At 72.9% G+C, this 16050-nt stretch carries 19 protein-coding genes; 12 read left to right on the top strand and 7 right to left on the bottom strand.

The genetic code is table 11. From position 1 onward, the window contains the following. Positions 1-7: 7 nt before the first annotated feature. Together ACZ6N8_RS27280 and ACZ6N8_RS27275 are read left to right on the top strand one after the other, a co-directional pair. Positions 8-340 carry a hypothetical protein gene (locus ACZ6N8_RS27280; protein ID WP_466013418.1) on the top strand — a complete coding sequence of 111 codons (333 nt, stop codon included), beginning with the start codon at positions 8-10 and terminating at the stop codon, positions 338-340. After that, positions 337-573 (top strand): flavin reductase, encoded by a 237-nt coding sequence (locus tag ACZ6N8_RS27275; RefSeq protein ID WP_466013416.1) that lies wholly within the window; start codon positions 337-339, stop codon positions 571-573. Before ACZ6N8_RS27280 ends, ACZ6N8_RS27275 begins: the two co-directional genes overlap by 4 nt. Before the next feature lie 24 nt (positions 574-597). On the opposite strand, the gene ACZ6N8_RS27270 is transcribed toward ACZ6N8_RS27275, so the two are convergent. From ACZ6N8_RS27270 to ACZ6N8_RS27250, 5 genes are all read right to left on the bottom strand, one after another. Beyond that, complete coding sequence (locus ACZ6N8_RS27270; protein ID WP_466013414.1) at positions 598-1005, bottom strand: DUF2267 domain-containing protein; 408 nt, start codon at positions 1003-1005, stop codon at positions 598-600. Between the two features lie 61 nt (positions 1006-1066). Next, positions 1067-1465: an NUDIX hydrolase gene (locus ACZ6N8_RS27265; protein WP_466013412.1), complete on the bottom strand. Its 399-nt coding sequence runs from the start codon at positions 1463-1465 to the stop codon at positions 1067-1069. A gap of 55 nt (positions 1466-1520) precedes the next feature. Next, positions 1521-2897 (bottom strand): MGH1-like glycoside hydrolase domain-containing protein, encoded by a 1377-nt coding sequence (locus ACZ6N8_RS27260; protein WP_466013410.1) that lies wholly within the window; start codon positions 2895-2897, stop codon positions 1521-1523. Further along, on the bottom strand, positions 2894-3715 hold the full coding sequence (locus tag ACZ6N8_RS27255) for a TIM barrel protein (protein WP_466013408.1): 822 nt from the start codon (positions 3713-3715) through the stop codon (positions 2894-2896). Before ACZ6N8_RS27255 ends, ACZ6N8_RS27260 begins: the two co-directional genes overlap by 4 nt. Further along, positions 3716-4753, bottom strand: coding sequence for a zinc-dependent alcohol dehydrogenase (locus ACZ6N8_RS27250; RefSeq protein ID WP_466013406.1), 1038 nt, complete (start codon positions 4751-4753; stop codon positions 3716-3718). A 115-nt stretch (positions 4754-4868) separates the two neighbouring features. On the opposite strand from ACZ6N8_RS27250, the gene ACZ6N8_RS27245 reads away from it, so the two are divergent. The 4 genes from ACZ6N8_RS27245 to ACZ6N8_RS27230 all read left to right on the top strand — a co-directional run bounded on the left by ACZ6N8_RS27245 (position 4869) and on the right by ACZ6N8_RS27230 (position 8761). After that, positions 4869-6263 (top strand): ABC transporter substrate-binding protein, encoded by a 1395-nt coding sequence (locus tag ACZ6N8_RS27245; RefSeq protein ID WP_466013404.1) that lies wholly within the window; start codon positions 4869-4871, stop codon positions 6261-6263. Continuing rightward, positions 6260-7216 (top strand): carbohydrate ABC transporter permease, encoded by a 957-nt coding sequence (locus ACZ6N8_RS27240; protein WP_466013402.1) that lies wholly within the window; start codon positions 6260-6262, stop codon positions 7214-7216. The genes ACZ6N8_RS27245 and ACZ6N8_RS27240 overlap by 4 nt, the downstream gene beginning before the upstream one ends. Further along, complete coding sequence (locus ACZ6N8_RS27235) at positions 7216-8082, top strand: carbohydrate ABC transporter permease (RefSeq protein WP_466013400.1); 867 nt, start codon at positions 7216-7218, stop codon at positions 8080-8082. The genes ACZ6N8_RS27240 and ACZ6N8_RS27235 overlap by 1 nt, the downstream gene beginning before the upstream one ends. Positions 8083-8155: 73 nt before the next feature. After that, positions 8156-8761 carry a class I SAM-dependent methyltransferase gene (locus ACZ6N8_RS27230; RefSeq protein WP_377600346.1) on the top strand — a complete coding sequence of 202 codons (606 nt, stop codon included), beginning with the start codon at positions 8156-8158 and terminating at the stop codon, positions 8759-8761. Between the two features lie 16 nt (positions 8762-8777). Here the strand turns inward: ACZ6N8_RS27230 and eccB are convergent, their stop codons facing one another. Continuing rightward, on the bottom strand, positions 8778-10163 hold the full coding sequence (gene eccB, locus ACZ6N8_RS27225) for a type VII secretion protein EccB (RefSeq protein ID WP_466013398.1): 1386 nt from the start codon (positions 10161-10163) through the stop codon (positions 8778-8780). Positions 10164-10290: 127 nt separating this feature from the next. Between eccB and ACZ6N8_RS27220 the strand changes: the two genes are divergently transcribed. After that, entirely contained in the window at positions 10291-11004 is a 714-nt protein-coding gene (locus tag ACZ6N8_RS27220) for a polyamine aminopropyltransferase (protein WP_466013396.1), read from the top strand. 181 nt (positions 11005-11185) lie between these two features. Beyond that, positions 11186-11365: a hypothetical protein gene (locus ACZ6N8_RS27215; RefSeq protein WP_466013395.1), complete on the top strand. Its 180-nt coding sequence runs from the start codon at positions 11186-11188 to the stop codon at positions 11363-11365. Positions 11366-11382: 17 nt separating this feature from the next. On the opposite strand, the gene ACZ6N8_RS27210 is transcribed toward ACZ6N8_RS27215, so the two are convergent. Further along, a complete protein-coding gene (locus tag ACZ6N8_RS27210) occupies positions 11383-13185 on the bottom strand; it encodes an acyl-CoA dehydrogenase (protein WP_466013393.1) in 1803 nt (600 codons plus the stop codon). Between the two features lie 140 nt (positions 13186-13325). On the opposite strand from ACZ6N8_RS27210, the gene ACZ6N8_RS27205 reads away from it, so the two are divergent. From ACZ6N8_RS27205 to ACZ6N8_RS27190, 4 genes are all read left to right on the top strand, one after another. After that, positions 13326-13736, top strand: coding sequence for an MmcQ/YjbR family DNA-binding protein (locus ACZ6N8_RS27205; RefSeq protein ID WP_387121562.1), 411 nt, complete (start codon positions 13326-13328; stop codon positions 13734-13736). A gap of 107 nt (positions 13737-13843) precedes the next feature. Continuing rightward, entirely contained in the window at positions 13844-14881 is a 1038-nt protein-coding gene (locus tag ACZ6N8_RS27200) for an SMP-30/gluconolactonase/LRE family protein (RefSeq protein WP_466013391.1), read from the top strand. A gap of 46 nt (positions 14882-14927) precedes the next feature. Next, a complete protein-coding gene (locus tag ACZ6N8_RS27195) occupies positions 14928-15308 on the top strand; it encodes a VOC family protein (RefSeq protein ID WP_466013389.1) in 381 nt (126 codons plus the stop codon). A gap of 39 nt (positions 15309-15347) precedes the next feature. Then, a complete protein-coding gene (locus ACZ6N8_RS27190; RefSeq protein WP_466013387.1) occupies positions 15348-16043 on the top strand; it encodes an alpha/beta fold hydrolase in 696 nt (231 codons plus the stop codon). The last annotated feature ends 7 nt before the right edge of the window (positions 16044-16050 follow it).

Here is a 16050-nt window from a genome sequence, read left to right as displayed (position 1 = left end):
GGAATCCATGCCGGACACACCGAAGACGCCCGATGCGACGCCGGCGAGGCCGACCGTCGGGGTGGAGACACGGGCGATCCGGTCCGGCGACGTGCTGCGCCTGACCCGGGAGGCGAGCCCTCAGTTCGTCCGGGCGATCACGGTCCGCGTGATCCGGGTGCTGGTCGAGCGGCACACCTACCACGGTTGGGTGTGGATCGAGTGCTACGAGTTGGGGCGCGACGGGGACGCGGTGGCCCGACGGGAGCTGTACCTGATGCCCGCCGGCGCGCACCTGTTGCCGGGTCCGCCCGAGCCGCCGCGCCGCCGCCCAGCCGTACCCCGAAAGGTGGCGGTGTGAGCCGCCGCCCGGACCACCTGCCCTCGCGGCCCACCTGGCGTTGCCGGGCGTGCGGGATCGCCTGGCCGTGTTCGCCCGCGAAGCTGCTCCTGCTCGCCGAGTACCGCAACGACCGGCCGGCGCTGCTGAGCCACCTGGCGACGGTGGGCGCGGAGGCGGCAGTCGAACTCGGAGCGTCGGCAGCGTCGGCCGACCTGCTCGAACGGTTCACCGGCTGGGCATCGGCCCGATGACCGGACGGGGCGTCCTGCGCGCGTTCACTCCCCGACGGACGGCGGGACGGCGGGGGTCACGCCACCGTCCTGGTCACGGGCCAGGGCGTCCACCATCTGCCGGAACTCGCGCACGGTGACGGCCTCGCGCAGCGTCACGAACACGGCGCCGGTGCCGGCCCGGGCGGTCGCCTCGTCGACGCCCGCCCGATCGGCGACCCGGCGCAGGAACTCCGCCGGCCCGGCGACGGCCGCCGACGCGGCGGGCGCGCGATCCGGACCGCGCAGGTACGGGTGGAGTTCGTCCGGGAGCTCGCCGGCGGGGTCGTGGTTCCCGCCACCGGTGACCCGTTCGGCCATCGTCTGGAGAACGGCACGCGCCACCACGGCAGCCTGCTCGGTGGGCAGCCCGGAGCGCCGGGACACCGCGTCGATGAAGCGGGGGAACCGCACGCCGCCCTCCTGTCCGCCACGGGTCCCGCGCTTACCCGGGCACACGCTCGGCAAACGGCGCTCAGCGCAGCAGACCCGCCGTCCGCAGGTGCGCGAAGATGACCTGGTCGACAGGGGAGGTGCGGTGCCGGTCCGCGTACCCCAGCCAGGCCATCTCGGCGATCTCGGCGGCGGGCCGCAGGCGTCCCTCGTACCCGGCCCGGTAGCAGGTCATCCGGACGGTGGTGCCGGCCGCGTGCCCGTGCGCCTGGGCGGTGAACGTGCCCAGGTGCACGGCGTCGCGTACGTCCACCGCGACGCTCAACTCCTCGTCGATCTCCCGGCGCAGGGTCTCCAGGTCGGTCTCCCCCGGCTCGCGCTTGCCACCCGGCAGATACCACACGTCCTTGCCCCGGGAGCGGGTGCTGAGCACCAGCCCGTCCCGCACGAGAATCCAGGCCACCTTGTCGATCTCGGCCACGCCGCCCCTCCCCCGACCGTTGGGTCGGGCACGCTACCACTTGCGGCGGGGCCGCTCAGCGCGCCGGCTCGTCGGCCAGCAGGTCGAGCAGCAGCGCGGCGGTCCACCCGAACGCCGGTGAGCCCAGCCCCGCGCCGGTGTCCGGGTGGAAGTACTCGTGGCAGCCGGCGTCGGCGACGAGGCCGATCATCGACTCTCGCAGCCCGGCCGCCAGCTCCGGATGCCCGTGCGCGGCGAGCCCCCGGCGTACCAGCCAACCGATGTTCAGCCAGCTCGGTCCACGCCAGTAGCGCAGCGGCTCGAAGTCCGGCGCGGTGCGGTCGTGGCTGGGCAGCGGGCGGTCCATCCGCCCGGCGACCCCGAAGCGCGCCGACGTCGCCTCGACGACGAGCGCGTCGGCGTGCCGCGCCGGCAGGTCGGGCAGGATCAGCGGCGTCAGCCCCAGCACGGTCCGCGCGCCGAGCAGCCGGTCGGTGCGCAGGTCGCGGGGTTGGAACGTACCGGTGTCCGGGTCGTACAGCCGGCGGACCAGGGCGTCGGTGATCCGGGCCGCGCGGACCCGGTGCGGCCCGGGGTCGGCGCCGATCAGCGCGGCGATCTCGGCGAGGGCGTGTTCGGCCGCGCCGTACGCCGCGTTGAACAGCGGGCACTCCACCAGGAACGGGTGGCGCTCGGCGAGGCCCCGGTCGGTGTAGCCGTGCTCCCGGTAGGCGGCGACGATCGCCAGGTACCGCGCGTAGTCCAGGTCCGTGGGGCGGTGCGCGGCGTCGGCGTGCGCGGTGTCGTGCCGACGGTACGCGCGCATGACTGCCGCCTCGGCCGGCACCGCCGCCATCGGCTCGTCCCAGGCCGGGCTGTTGTCCAGTCCGGACTCCCACGGGTGCACGACGCAGACCAGTCCGTCGCCCGCCACGTCCCGCCGTCCGGCCAGGTAGCGCTGCTGGGCGACGAGCGCCGGGTAGAGCCGGCGCAACGCGGCCAGGCTGGCCTGCCCGGGTGCCCGCCGGTACGCCAGCAACGCGGCGAGCGCGTGCACCGGCGGCTGGACCAGACCGGAGGTGTGCACGGCAGGCGCCCCCTCGGCGTTCGCCGAGCCCCACAGCTCCGGCCCCGGGAAGTACGAGCCGACGCGAAGCGCCGGGTTGAACACGATGTGCGGCACCCGCCCGTCGGCCCACTGCGCCCGGAACAGGCTGTCCAGCTCCGTCCAGGCCCGCTCGGGGCGGATCTGGGCCAGGCCGATCGCGATGAACGCCGAGTCCCAACTCCACTGGTGCGGGTAGAGGGTGCGCGACGGCACGGTGTGGTCGTGTTCCCAGTTGGAGTCGAGCGTGTCGATGGCGAGCCGGCGCAGCCCGGCCAGGTCGGCGGGACCACCGGTACGGGCCACGGCGGTCCCGCCGACCCGTGCCGGCCCGACCTCGGCGCTCATGCGGCGGCCCGCCGGGGCAGCGCCTGCCGCAGCACCGTGGCGGCCTGTTGCAGGGCGCGGACCGGGTCACCGCGCAACCGGCACTCCAGGGCCAGCCAGCCCCGGTAGTCCAGCTCCAGCAGGGTCCGCATCAGCGCCGGCCAGTCCAGGTGCCCGGCACCGGGCTGGTACCTGTTGGAGTCGCTGACCTGCACATGCCCGAGGTACGGCGCGGCGGCCCGCAGCGCCCGGTGCACGTCGTCCTCCTCGATGTTCATGTGGAAGGTGTCGGCGACCACCCGCACCGAGGGCAGCGCGAGCGCCGCGCACAGGGCGACCGCCTCGTCGAGCCGGTTGACCATGTGGTCCTCGTACCTGTTGAGGGGTTCCAGGAAGAGGGTGACCCCCTCGGACCGGGCGTGCTCGCCCAGCTCGCCGAGCGCGTCGAGGAGGACCTGCCGGTCGCCGGCCGGCGGGCGGGGCGGCTCGAACGGCGGCAACCGCCGGGAGAACATCCCCCAGGCGGCCGGGGTCATCACCCCGACGCCGCTCAGCTCGGCGATCACCGACAGTTGCGAGCGCAGGTTGCGGACCGCGTCGGCGGACCGGGCCCTGTCGAAGTCGCCGATGAAGTGGTCCATCTCGACGCAGACGGTGGGCATCACCACCCCGGCGGCGCGGGCCCGGCGCAGCTCCGGCAGCCGGCGGGCGAACGCGAGGTCGCCGCGTCCGCGCAGTTCGATGCCCTGGTAGCCGAGGGCCGACGCGAGGGCGTACTTCTGGATCAGGTTGGTGCCCGGCAGGAGTTGTTCCTGGCAGGCCAGCGCGATGGTGGTCATCTAGAACCTCAACACCACTTGGAGGACGTCACCGGCGCCGCGGTCGAGCAGCGCGAGGGCGTCGGCGACCGCGCTGGCGTCGACGATGTGGCTGACCAGCGGCAACGGGTCGACGCTGCGCTCAGCCACCAGGTCCATGAAGGTCTGCGCCACCCGGTCCCCGGTCCACCGGCCGGCCATGCTCGGCGCGGGGGTGGGGCCGGAGACCTGGGCGGCAACCAACTGGATGCGGTTGTGGTGGAACTCCTCACCGAGGCCGAGCGCGTCGGCCTGGCCCTGGTAGAAGCCGGCGGCCACGACCCGACCGGCGTGGGCGGTCGAGCGGATGGCCTCGTGCAGGGCCGGGTACGCCCCGGACAGCTCCAGGCAGACGTCCGCGCCCCGGCCACCGGTGGCCCCGCGCAGCACGGCGGCGGCCGACTCGACGCCGGCGTCCACGGTGCTCCACGCGCCGTAGCGGGCGGCGTGCTCCAGCCGGTCGGGCACCCGGTCGACGGCGACCACCCGGGCACCGGAGAGCACGGCGAGTCGGGTGGCGAGCAGACCGATGACGCCCTGCCCGAAGACACCCACCCAGTCACCCAGGTGCAGGTCGCCGGCGAGCACGGCGGTCAGCGCGATGGCGCCGGGCCGGGCGAAGACGCCGGCGAGCGGGTCCAGCCCGCCGGGGAGCGGACGGACCGCGTCGGCGGCGAGCACCGCCTCGGCCCGGTGCCCCCAGATGCCCCACACGAGCTGCCCCGGGTGCCTGTCGGTGACCTCCGGCGACACCTCGACGACCTCGCCGACCTCCTCGTAGCCGAAGCCGACGAGCGGGTAGGGCACCGGCGTCTGCCGGGGGACGAACATCCGGGCGGTGTCGTCCCAGTCCTTGCTGAGTCGGGGGTTGCTGCCCCGGTAGAGGGTCAGCTCGGTGCCGGCGGAGATGCCCGAGTAGCAGGTGCGGACGCGGACCTGGCCGGGGCCGAGCGGATCCGGGGGGCAGGGCTCGAGGCTGATCCGTCGAGGCCCGGCGAGAGAGACCACCCAGTTGCCCATGTGTCACATCCCGGTAGCACTGGGCTCCAGGATAGCAAAAAATCGCTATATGTCTTGTCATTGATCTATCGAAGGTGTTGGATCCCGTATGTACCCTTCGAGAGGAGTGCCACCGATGTCAGCACCTCCGAGGCGGATACTCGCCACCACCCTGATCATGGCACTGACCGCGTCCACCCTGCTGGCCTGCGGAGACGACGAACCGGACAGCAACAGCAAAAAGATCACCGTCTGGAGCCTGGAGGACGTCGCCGACCGCGTCACCGCCACCAAGGCGATCATCGCCGACTTCACCGCCAAGACCGGCATCCAGGTCGACCTGGTCACCGTCAACGAGGACCAGTTCCCCTCCCTGATCGCCGCAAACGCGGCCGCCGGCGACCTGCCCGACGTCGTCGGCTCGGTCTCCCTGGCCGGCATCCGCACCCTCGCCGGCAACGAGCTGCTGCACGCCTCGGCGAACGCGGAGGTCGTCGACAAGCTGGGCCGGCAGACGTTCTCCCCCCGGGCGCTGGAGCTCACCTCCGACGACGGCACACAGCTCGCCGTACCCAGCGACGGGTGGGGGCAGTTGCTCGTCTACCGAAAGGACCTGTTCGCCGCCGCCGGCCTGCCCGCCCCCGACACGTACGAACGGATCACCGACGCGGCGGCGAAACTGAACACCGGCGGCGTCGCCGGGATCACCGCGGCCACCGCCCCCAGCGACGTGTTCACCCAGCAGACCTTCGAGCACCTGGCACTTGCCAACGGCTGTCAGCTCACCGACGACTCCGGCAAGGTCACCCTGGACTCACCCCAGTGCGTCGAGGCGTTCCGCTTCTACGGCGACCTGATCCGCACCAGCTCGATCAAGGGCGCGCAGGACGTGGACACCACCCGGGCCACCTACTTCGCCGGCAAGGCGGCAATGGTGATCTGGTCGCCGTTCATCCTCGACGAGCTGGCCGGGCTGCGCAGCGACGCCAAGCCGACCTGCCCGCAGTGCCAGGCCGACCCGACGTTCCTGGCGAAGAACAGCGGGTTCGTCACCGCGATCAAGGGGCCGAACGGCACCGAACCGGCCCAGTACGGCGAGATCAGCTCGTGGGCCGTACTGGACGGCGCGGTGGCCGACCCGGCGAAGTCCTTCGTGGAGTACATGCTCAGCGACGGCTACCCGCGCTGGTTCGGCATGTCCCCCGAGGGCCGTTTCCCGGTGCGCAAGGGCACCCCTGCCGAGCCGGAGGCGTACCTGACCGCCTGGAACACCAGCCAGGCCGGCGTGGACGCCAAGAAGCCCCTCGCCGACGTGTACGGCGACGAGGTGCTGGCCACCCTGCGCCGCAGCCCGGACACCTTCGGGCGGTGGGGGCTCACCCAGGGCCAGGGCAAGCTGGTCGGCGCCATGCTCGGCGAACTGCCGGTGCCCAAGGTGCTGGGCGACCTCATCGCCGGCAAGTCCGATCCGGCGGCCACCGCCGGACGGGCCAAGAAGGACGTCGATGCCATCAAGTCGGGCGTCAATTGACCACCACCGCGCCCGGCCCCGGCCGCTCCCCCACCCGGGAGCGGCCGGAGCCCCCACGGCGCCGACCACTGACCCTGCGCCGCCGCGAATCCCGTGCCGGGCTCGCGCTCGTCGCACCCACCCTGCTCGTCACCATCGCGGTCATCGGCATCCCGATCGTGTGGACAGTGGTGCTCGCCTTCCAGCGGGTCCGGCTCGCCACACTGCGCAAGACCGGCCTGTTCGGCGAGTTCACCATGGACAACATCGACCGGGTGCTGCACACCCCCGGCTTCGCCGACACGCTGTGGGTCACGCTGATCTACAGCATCGGCGGCACCGTCGGGTCGATAGTGCTCGGCCTCGTCGCCGCCCTGGTCGTCCGCCGGCCGTTCCGGGGCCGCACACTGGTCCGGGCGTCCATGCTGCTGCCGTACGTGGCGCCGGTGGTCGCGGTCACCTTCGTCTGGCAGGTGATGCTCGACCCGCAGCTCGGCATCGTCAACCACTGGGGTCAACGGCTGCTCGGCTGGGACGCCCCGGTGCCGTTCCTCACCCAGGAGTCGACAGCCCTGGCCACGGTGATCGCCTTCGAGGCGTGGCGGTACTTCCCGTTCGCGTTCCTGTTCCTGCTGGCCCGGCTCCAGGCGGTGCCCGGTGAGTTGGAGGAGGCCGCCCGGGTCGACGGCGCCACACCCACCCAGCGGTTCCGGCACATCCTGCTGCCGCAGCTGCTCCCGGTGATCGCCCTGCTGGGGGTGCTGCGCTTCATCATGACGTTCAACAAGTTCGACGACGTCTACCTGCTCACCGGCGGTTCGGCCGGCACCGAGGTGGTGAGCGTCCGGGTGTACGACTTCCTCACCGCGCGTACCGACATCGGCGCCGCCGCCGCGCAGGCGGTCGTCCTGGCCGTCGTCCTCATCGTGTTCGTGCTGATCTATCTGCGCTTCTTCGGACGGAGGGTGGGCTGATGGACCGCGACGCCGTCGAGACGGTGAGCCTGCGCTGGCTGCGCCGCCTGGTGATCGCCATGTTCCTGGTGGTCACCGTCTTTCCGTTCTACTACATGCTGGTCCTGTCGGTGCGTCCCATCGAGCGGCTGCTGCTCGACCCCGGGGCGCTTGTGGTCGGCTTCGGTGAGCTGACCGTCGCCACGTACGCCGAGGTGCTCAAGGCCACCGCCGACGGCGGCCAGGGGTTCCTCACCTTCATCCGCAACAGCGGCCTGGTGGCCGTCGCGGCGACGGCGCTCACCCTCGTGGTGGCGATCCCCGGCGCGTACGCGGTGGCCCGGCTGCGGTTCTTCGGCCGGCGGCAGGTGGACTTCCTGTTCCTGGCGGTCTACCTGTTCCCGTCGATAGTCATCGCGATCCCGCTGTTCGTGGTCTTCACCCGGGCCGGGCTGCGCGGTTCGCTGTTCGGGCTGGTCCTGGTCTACATCTCGCAGACCCTGCCGGTCTCGGTCTACATGCTGAAGAACTACTTCGAGACCATCCCGGTCAGTCTGGAGGAGTCCGCAGCCATCGACGGGGCCGGTCGGCTCGGCATCATCCGCCGGGTCAGCCTGCCCCTGGCCATGCCGTCGATCATGGCGGTCGCGCTGTACGACTTCATGATCGCCTGGAACGAGTTCCTCTTCGCCCTGCTGTTCCTTGTCGACAAACCCGACAGGTGGACGGTGTCCCTGGGGCTCTCCCTGCTCGCCGACGGGGTGGAGGTGCCCAAGACGGTGCTGATGGCCGGATCGGTCGTCCTCACCCTGCCCATCGTGATCCTCTTCTTCGCCAGCGAACGGCTGCTCACCGAGGGGCTGACCAGCGGCGCGGAGAAGGGCTGACCGACGCACCGGTAGCCGGGCCGGCTCCCCGGGCCGCCCACCGCGCCCCCGCCGGCCCGGCTACCGTGACCGTATGGCCAACCCGACCCGCTGGGCGACCGACACCGGTCCCGAGCACTCGCAGTGGTACATCGACCGGTTCCGCAAGCTCGCCGCCGAGGGCGCGGACCTGGCCGGCGAGGCCCGTCTGGTGGACGCTCTCGTCGCACCCGGGTCGCGCATCCTCGACGCCGGCAGCGGCACCGGCCGGGTCGGCGCCGCGCTGGCCCAGCGCGGGCACACAGTCGTCGGCGTGGACGCCGACCCCGCGCTCGTGCAGGCCGCCCGCGCCGATTACCCCGGCCCGCACTGGCTCGTCGCCGACCTGGCCGAGCTGGACCTGCCGGCGCTGGGCGAGGCCGAGCCGTTCGACGCCGCCGTACTCGCCGGCAACGTCCTCGCGTTCGTCGCCGTCGGTACCGAGCCGGAGGTGCTGCGCCGACTGGCCGGGCACCTGCGCCCGGACGGCGTCCTGGCGGTCGGCTTCGGCACCGAACGCGGCTATCCGCTTACCGCGTTCGACGCCGACGCGGTCGCCGCCGGCCTGCGCCTGGAACACCGCTTCGCCACCTGGGACCTGCGGCCGTGGCGCGACGACGCGGACTTCGCGGTGAGCGTCCTGCGCCGCCCGGCCGACTGACCCCGCCCGCCCCGCCTCAGCCGGGGGCGGCGACGGCCCGCGCGGCCGCCGGGTCCAGGGTCGCGCCGGCCGGCACCAGGCTCACCAGGCCGGCCGGCAGCCGTACCGGACGCACGTCGCGGTAGCCGAGCATCGCGAGGACACCGCGGTCGGCCACCACGTACCGCCGGCCCAGGTCGGTGACCACGGACACCGTGCCGCCGGTCGCACCGGGCGCCGCCGCGGCCTCGACGACCGCGCCACGGCCCGGCTCCACCACCACGTGGTCGGCCAGGACCGCGCCGCCGGTCGGCGCGGTCCGTGGAACGGCCGCCAGGTCCGGCAGCGGTACGCCCCAGCGCACCTCGCCCACCCCGCCGTCGTCGCCGACGCGCGTGCAGAGGCCCGCGCCGTCGGCCGCGGCGAGCCGGGGCGGGACAGGTGGTGGGGCCGTCGGGCCGCTCGGGGTCAGGTCGGGCACCGTGGGCAGCGCGGCGAACTGCCCGAGCGTCATGGGCGCCGGCTCACCCTGGGCGGTGGTGGCCAGCAGCAGGCCGGCCTGCAACTCGGTGATCCCCGCCAACCCGGCGTCGAGCGCCACCGCGTACTGCCGACCGCCGCCGGAATTGCGCACGAGGTAGACCTGGCCGACGCTGGCGCCCGGCACACCGGTGCTGGGCCGGCCCAGTTCGGGCAGGTCGAGCGGTGCCAGGTCGACGCCGGCGGGCAGGGCGTTGAGCAGGGCGGGCGCCACCGGCACCGCGCGGGTACGGGTGGTGGCCAGGGCCGCCAGCACCCGGTTGGCGTCGCGGACCAGATAGCGCCGCTGGTGCCAGACCAGGTGCAGCCCACCGTCGGGGTGGCGCAGCAGCAGCGCGTCGTCGCCAAGCGGCCGCCCGCCGCCGGGCTCGGCACCGATCAGCAGCGCGGAGCGGGGCCTCTCGCCGTCCGCACCGGCCGGGACCGCCGAGCAGACAGTCCACCCCGTCGTGGCCAGGCGGCCCGCGGCGGGCAGCGAGTCGGGTGCGTCGGCGATGCCCAGCGGCAGACCGCGCGGCACGCCGTCGATCGAACGCCGCGAGACGAGCACTGTCTTCGAGGTGTCCGCGCCGACGATCAGCAACGCCGAGGCGTAGTTGAGCACCGGATGCAGCTTCTGCTCGCGGTAGACGAACCGGGCGCCGGACTCCTTCTCGACGATGACCGCGCCCGGGTCCCGCCACCCCTTGCCACCGCCGGCGAACAGACCGTACAGCGCCGAGCCGCCCAGGCCGATCGCCGCGACCAGGACGCTGGCCAGGCCGGCGCCCGCCAGCCGTCGAAACGGCGACTGCGCGGGGTCGGTCTCCCGCATGACCAGGGCGGCGACCGCCCGCTGGACGCTGAACTGGTAGGAGTGCAGCTGGTCCTGCCGCGACGGCATGAGGTCCCTTCCCACTGGATCGGCCGGGCACAGGATATGCGGTGCGTCGATGTCCCGTGGACCCTGCGTGGCCGGCGCGGCCCCGACGGATACCATGCGGGGACGAATCCGGCGGCGAGAGGGCACCGTGGGCGCGCGTTTCGAGGAGCTGGCCTGGCGGGAGACTCCGATCGGCGAGATCAGCCTGCGTCGGCGTCTCGACCCGGCACTGCAGGTCGAGGTGTACGAGGTCAAGCTCGACGACGAGTACCTGATGTCCAGCCTCTTCCCGGTCGCGGAGATCGAGCTGGCCCGGCTGGGCCTCGCCGCGCTGACCGGCGACGCCCTGGACGTGGTGGTCGGCGGCCTCGGTCTCGGTTACACGGCCAAGGCCGCGCTTGACGACCCGAGAGTCCGGTCGCTGCTGGTGGTCGAGGCGATCGAGGATGTCATCGACTGGCACCGGCGCGGGCTGCTGCCGTTCACCGCGGGGCTCGCGGAGGACCCGCGAACCCGCTTCGCCCAGGCCGACTTCTTCGCGGCGGTCGCCGGAGGCACCGGCTTCGACGCCGACGAGCCCGGGCGACGGTTCGACGCCGTCCTGCTCGACGTCGACCACTCACCACGCAACGTGCTGCACCCCAGCCACGCCGACTTCTACACGCCGCAGGGCCTGCGCCGGTTGGCCGCGCTCCTGCGCCCGGAGGGGGTCTTCGCGCTGTGGTCGGACGACCCACCCGACGACGCGTTCACCGCGACCCTCGGCGAGGTGTTCGGCACCACGCAGGCGCACGTCGTGCCGTTCGCCAACCCCCTCACGGGCGGCCAGTCCGCCAACACCGTGTACGTGGCCCAGCCCTGACCCGCCCCCACCCCGTCGATCTTGCAGATTCTGTTGTCGCTATGCGGGCGTAGGTCATGTTCGTCGCCACAGAAAGTGCAAGATCGCGATGTGGGGGCGGGCCGGGTTTGGGGTCGGCGGGGGCGGGAAGGTTGAGCCCGGGGTCGCCGCGTCGCGCGGCGACCCGTCACGGGAGGTCGAGATGCGTGCCATGCTCTGGGTCGTCGGCGTCGTCGCCGGTGTGCTGATCCTGCTCGGGCTGGTCCTCGAAGCGGTTCGCTGGCTGGTCATCATCGGGCTGATCGCGCTCGTCGTGGTGATCGTGCTGGCGGTCGTCAAGGGACGGCAGGCGATGCAGCAGCACCAGACCCGCCGGCGCTGACGGCGCGGGGGTCGGGCTCAGAACCACTCCGTACGCATGTCCAGGACAGTGCGGTCCCGGCCGTCCAGCAGGTCGAACTGCGGGCAGGTGCGGGGCAGCTCGACGGTGAGGAAGTAGCGGGCGGCCTGCCGCTTGCCGGCGTGGAACGCGTCGCCCGCGTCCGCCGGCGGCAGCGTCAGCACCTGCTCCAACCACATCCACGCCACCACCACGTGCCCGACGGCCTCCAGGTAGACGCTGGCGTTGGCCAGCGCGAGCACCGGGTCACCGTCGGCCCAGAGTCGACGCGTCACCGCTACCACCCGGTCCACCGCGTCGGCGAGCCGGTCGGCCAGGTCGGCGGCCTCCCCTCCGGCCTTGCGGCCCCGGGCCACGGTGTCCCCGATCTTCTCGGTCAGCAGCGACAGACCCGCGCCGTCACGCATGGTCATCTTGCGGCCGAGCAGGTCCAGCGCCTGGATGCCGTGGGTGCCCTCGTGGATCGGGTTGAGCCGGTTGTCCCGGTAGTGCTGCTCCACGTCGTGGTCGCGGGTGTAGCCGGCGCCGCCGAGCACCTGGATCGCCAGGTCGTTGGCGGCCAGACACCACTGCGACGGCCAACTCTTGGTGATCGGGGTGAGCACCTCCAGCAGCAGGTGCGCCCGCTCACGGTCGGCGTCCGCCGGGGCGGTCTTCTCCTCGTCGAGCAGCCGCGCGCAGTAGAGCACCAGCGCGAGGGCCCCCTCCACGTAGCTCTTCTGTGCCAGCAGCATCCGTCGTACGTCGGGGTGGTCGATGATCGGCACCTGCGGCGCGGCCGGGTCCTTGGCGCCGACCGGCCGGCCCTGCGGCCGTTCCCGGGCGTACGCGAGGCTCTTGAGGTAGCCGGTGTAGCCCAGGGCTGTCGCGCCGGCCCCCACGCCGATGCGTGCCTCGTTCATCATGTGGAACATCTGTGCCAGCCCCTGGTGCGGGGCGCCGACGAGGTGGCCCACGGCCCCGGGCCGGCCGTCGGGGGTGTGCCGGCCGTCGCCGAAGCTCAGCAGGGTGTTGGTGGTGCCCCGGAAGCCCATCTTGTGGTTGAGCCCGGCCAGCACGACGTCGTTGCGCTCGCCGAGCGACCCGTCCGCGCGGACCAGCACCTTGGGCACGATGAACAGCGAGATGCCCTTGACTCCGGGCGGCCCGCCGGGGATCCGGGCCAGCACCAGGTGGACGATGTTCTCGGCCAGCTCGTGGTCACCGCCGGAGATCCACATCTTGGTGCCGAAGAGCCGGTAGGTGCCGTCGTCCTGCGGCTCGGCACGGGTGGTGATGTCGGCGAGCGAGCTGCCCGCGTGCGGCTCGGACAGGCACATGGTGCCGAAGAACCTGCCGTCCAGCATGGGCCGTACGTAGGTGTCCACCTGGTCGGCGCTGCCGTACGTCAGCAGCAGGTTGGCGTTGCCGAGGGTGAGCATCGGGTACGCGGAGGTGGCCACGTTGGCGGCCTGGAACCAGGCGAAGCAGGCGGCGGCGACGGCGTGCGGCAGTTGCAGGCCGCCGACCGACTCGTCCAGCCCGGCGGTGAGCAGGCCGGTCTCGGCGAAGCTGTCCAGTGCCGCCCGGATCTGCGGGATGAGCCGCACCCGCTGCCCGTCGAAGGTGGGCTCGGTGAGGTCGGCCGCTCGGTTGTGCGGGGCGAACTGCTCGGTGGCCACCCGCTCGGCGAGGTCCAGCGCGTCGTCGAACGTCTCCCGGGAGTGCTCGGCGTAGCGGGGACGCTCGACGAGGTGGGCCACCCGCAGCCAGTCGTACAGCAGGAAGTCCAGGTCACGGCGGGAGAGCAGGGTGGACGACACGGTACTCCTCAGCGGGCACGGGGCGGGTCGGCGCGGACGACGGCCCGACGTCGCCCCGGCCCATACTGGCGGATCGACCGGGCGCACACCACAGCCGGCGACTCGGAGACGTGTCGTACCCGTTCACTAGGGTCCTGCCCGTGAGCGCGCCCGGAGACGTCGACCCCGAGATCCTCGACCGGCTGCGTCCGATCTGCCGTGGGCTGCCGGAGACGTACGAGGAGCCGGCCTGGGTGGGCGTCCGCTGGCGCATCCGCAGACGGACCTTCGCCCACGTGCTCACCGTCGACCCGGCCCGGCAGGCGGTGCACGCGCGCGCCGCCGCGCTCGACCGGCCGGCCTGCCTGCTGGTCTTCCGGTCGCCACTCGACGAGATCGCCGGCCTCCTGGGCTGTGGGCACCCCTTCTACAAGCCGGACTGGGGCCGGGACGTGATGGGCATGGTCCTGTCCGACGACACCGACTGGGACGAGGTCGGCGAGCTGCTCACCGAGAGCTACTGCGTGCTGGCACCCAAACGGCTCGCCGCCCTGGTCGACCGCCCGGTGTGAGACCGGCGGGCGTTTCGCGGGTTCCGGCTCGGGGATACCGCGCCGATGGTGGTCGGTCCCGTCGGCCGCCGAGCCGACACGCCGCCGAGTGGATGAGGAGCGGACCGGTGTCCCTGCTTCGCACCGAGGAGGATCCTCGGTTGACGTCGGTGCGCGCCGAGGACCGGGTGTGCACGGGGGTGACCACCCTGCGGGGTCGGGTGTTCCTGAGCTACCCGTCGGCGGACGGGCCGGGGGTGCAGGTGGCCGAGGCGCTGCCGGACGGCCGTCGCCGGCCGTACCCGGACGCCGCGTGGAACCGGGTGGGCCAGTCGGCGGACGGCGCGTTCGTCCACGTGAACGGCCTGCGTGCCGGGCCGGACGGCAAGCTGTGGATCGTCGACTCGGGGGCGCCGCAGATCGGCGGGCGGCAGGTGCCCGGTGGCGCACGGCTGATCGTGGTCGACGTGGACGGCGACCGGGTGGAGCGGATCCACCGTCTCGACGAGGCGGTACGCCCCGACAGCTACGTGGACGACGTCCGGTTCCACGGCGGCACCGCGTACCTGACCGACGCGGGTGCGCCAGGTCTCATCGTGCTGGACCTCGACTCGGGTCGGTGCCGGCGGGTGTTGGACGGGCATCCGAGCACGGTGGGCGGCACGCTTGTCGCCGACGGCCGGGCTTTGCGCGATCCCACCGGTGCCGAGGTGCGCGTCCACGCCGACCAGCTGGAGGTGTCGCCGGACGGGCGGTGGCTGTACTACCAACCGGCATCCGGCGGCATGTCCCGGATCGGCATCCGATGGCTTAACGACCCGACTGTCTCCGCCGACGAGTTGGCCCGCCGGGTGCAGCGGTGGTGCGACACGCCCAGCACCGGCGGTACGGCGATCGACGCCGACGGCACGATCTACGTCAGCGACGTGGAGCGACGGCGCATCCTCGCCCTGGCGCCCGACGGCGACGTCCGTACGCTCGTCGACGACCCCCGTCTGTGCTGGGTGGACGCGATGTGGCTCGACGCCGACGGGCACCTGTGGATGCCGGCGGCCCAACTGCACCTGACCGCAGGGCTCAACGGTGGGCACGCGGCAGTCGACTATCCGGTCCGGATCTACCGGTTGCCTGTCGACGTCGGCCCACCGCCGCTGGACCACTGCTGAGCGACGGGGCGGGCGGGCCGGCGGAGTCGTCGATATCCTGCCTCGCATGCATCGAAGCCGTGTGTACGCGTTGCTCATCGACGCGCCGGAGGCGGAGGCGGCCCGGGCGGCGGAGTTCTGGTCCGCTGCCCTGGGTGTGCCCACCCGCACCCATCCCGAGGAGCCACAGTTCGTCGGTCTGCACGAAGCCCTGCCGGGGCTGGTCACCGCCGTTCAGGCGGTCGACGACGCGCCGCGCTACCACCTCGACATCGAGACCGACGACGTGGCGGCCGAGACCGCCCGGCTGATCGGTCTGGGCGCGACCGAGGTGACGCGGTGGCTGGAATGCCGGATCCTGCGGGCGCCCGGTGGCCACCTGCTGTGCGTGCTGCCTGTGGAGAGCCCACCGGGGGTCTTCGCGGCGCAGTCCCGCACCTGGTCCTGAACCGTCGGGCTGTCACAGGTCGACGCTAGGGTCCCCGCCATGGCTGAATTCGTTCTGGTGGCAGGGGCGTGGCTGGGTTCGTGGGCGTGGGACGAGGTGGTGCCGCCGCTGCGCGCGGCCGGGCACGGTGTCCATCCGCTGACCCTCTCCGGTCTGGCCGAGAGGCGGGACGCGCCCGCCGGGCAGCAGACCCACGTGCGGGACGTCGTCGGTGAGATCGAGCGACGCGACCTGCGCGATGTGGTGCTGGTCGGGCACAGCTACTCGGGCATCCCGGTGGGGCAGGCCGCCGAGCGGATCGGCGACCGGCTGACCCGGGTGGTCTTCGTCGACGCGGAGGTGCCTGTCGACGGCAGGTCGTTCGCGTCCGGCTGGTGGCAGGGCCGGGAGGTGTTCGAGGCGCTGGTCGCCGACAACGGCGGATACTGGCCGCCGCCGGGCGCGGCCGAGTTCGACGGCCAGGGGCTCACCGACGAGCAGGTCGCCCGGCTCATCGGGGGCGCCACCCCGCACCCGGGGGCGTCGCTCACCGAGCCGGCCGTGCTCGACCGGCCGCTCGGCGAGCTGCCGGCGACGTACGTCAAGTGTCTGCTCGACGGCCCGGAGCCCAACGACACAGTCGCCGGCCTGCTGACCAGCGAGCGGTGGCGTCTGGTCACGATGGACACCGGCCACTGGCCGATGTTCTCCCAGCCGACCGAGCTGGCGCGGTTGCTGCTGGCGGCGGCCGGCTGACCGGCGG

It is taken from the genome of Micromonospora sp. NPDC047521 (assembly GCF_055587305.1).
This window is presented reverse-complemented; position numbering and strand designations above follow the sequence as displayed.

What these genes read in the sequence shown, in the direction of transcription:
- ACZ6N8_RS27280 (WP_466013418.1), top strand. Translation starts at nt 8, where the DNA reads ATGCCGGACACACCGAAGACGCCCGATGCGACGCCGGCGAGGCCGACC.
- ACZ6N8_RS27260 (WP_466013410.1), bottom strand. Translation starts at nt 2,897, where the DNA reads ATGAGCGCCGAGGTCGGGCCGGCACGGGTCGGCGGGACCGCCGTGGCC.
- ACZ6N8_RS27255 (WP_466013408.1), bottom strand. Translation starts at nt 3,715, where the DNA reads ATGACCACCATCGCGCTGGCCTGCCAGGAACAACTCCTGCCGGGCACC.
- ACZ6N8_RS27250 (WP_466013406.1), bottom strand. Translation starts at nt 4,753, where the DNA reads ATGGGCAACTGGGTGGTCTCTCTCGCCGGGCCTCGACGGATCAGCCTC.
- ACZ6N8_RS27245 (WP_466013404.1), top strand. Translation starts at nt 4,869, where the DNA reads ATGTCAGCACCTCCGAGGCGGATACTCGCCACCACCCTGATCATGGCA.
- ACZ6N8_RS27235 (WP_466013400.1), top strand. Translation starts at nt 7,216, where the DNA reads ATGGACCGCGACGCCGTCGAGACGGTGAGCCTGCGCTGGCTGCGCCGC.
- ACZ6N8_RS27230 (WP_377600346.1), top strand. Translation starts at nt 8,156, where the DNA reads ATGGCCAACCCGACCCGCTGGGCGACCGACACCGGTCCCGAGCACTCG.
- eccB (WP_466013398.1), bottom strand. Translation starts at nt 10,163, where the DNA reads ATGCCGTCGCGGCAGGACCAGCTGCACTCCTACCAGTTCAGCGTCCAG.
- ACZ6N8_RS27215 (WP_466013395.1), top strand. Translation starts at nt 11,186, where the DNA reads ATGCGTGCCATGCTCTGGGTCGTCGGCGTCGTCGCCGGTGTGCTGATC.
- ACZ6N8_RS27195 (WP_466013389.1), top strand. Translation starts at nt 14,928, where the DNA reads ATGCATCGAAGCCGTGTGTACGCGTTGCTCATCGACGCGCCGGAGGCG.
- ACZ6N8_RS27190 (WP_466013387.1), top strand. Translation starts at nt 15,348, where the DNA reads ATGGCTGAATTCGTTCTGGTGGCAGGGGCGTGGCTGGGTTCGTGGGCG.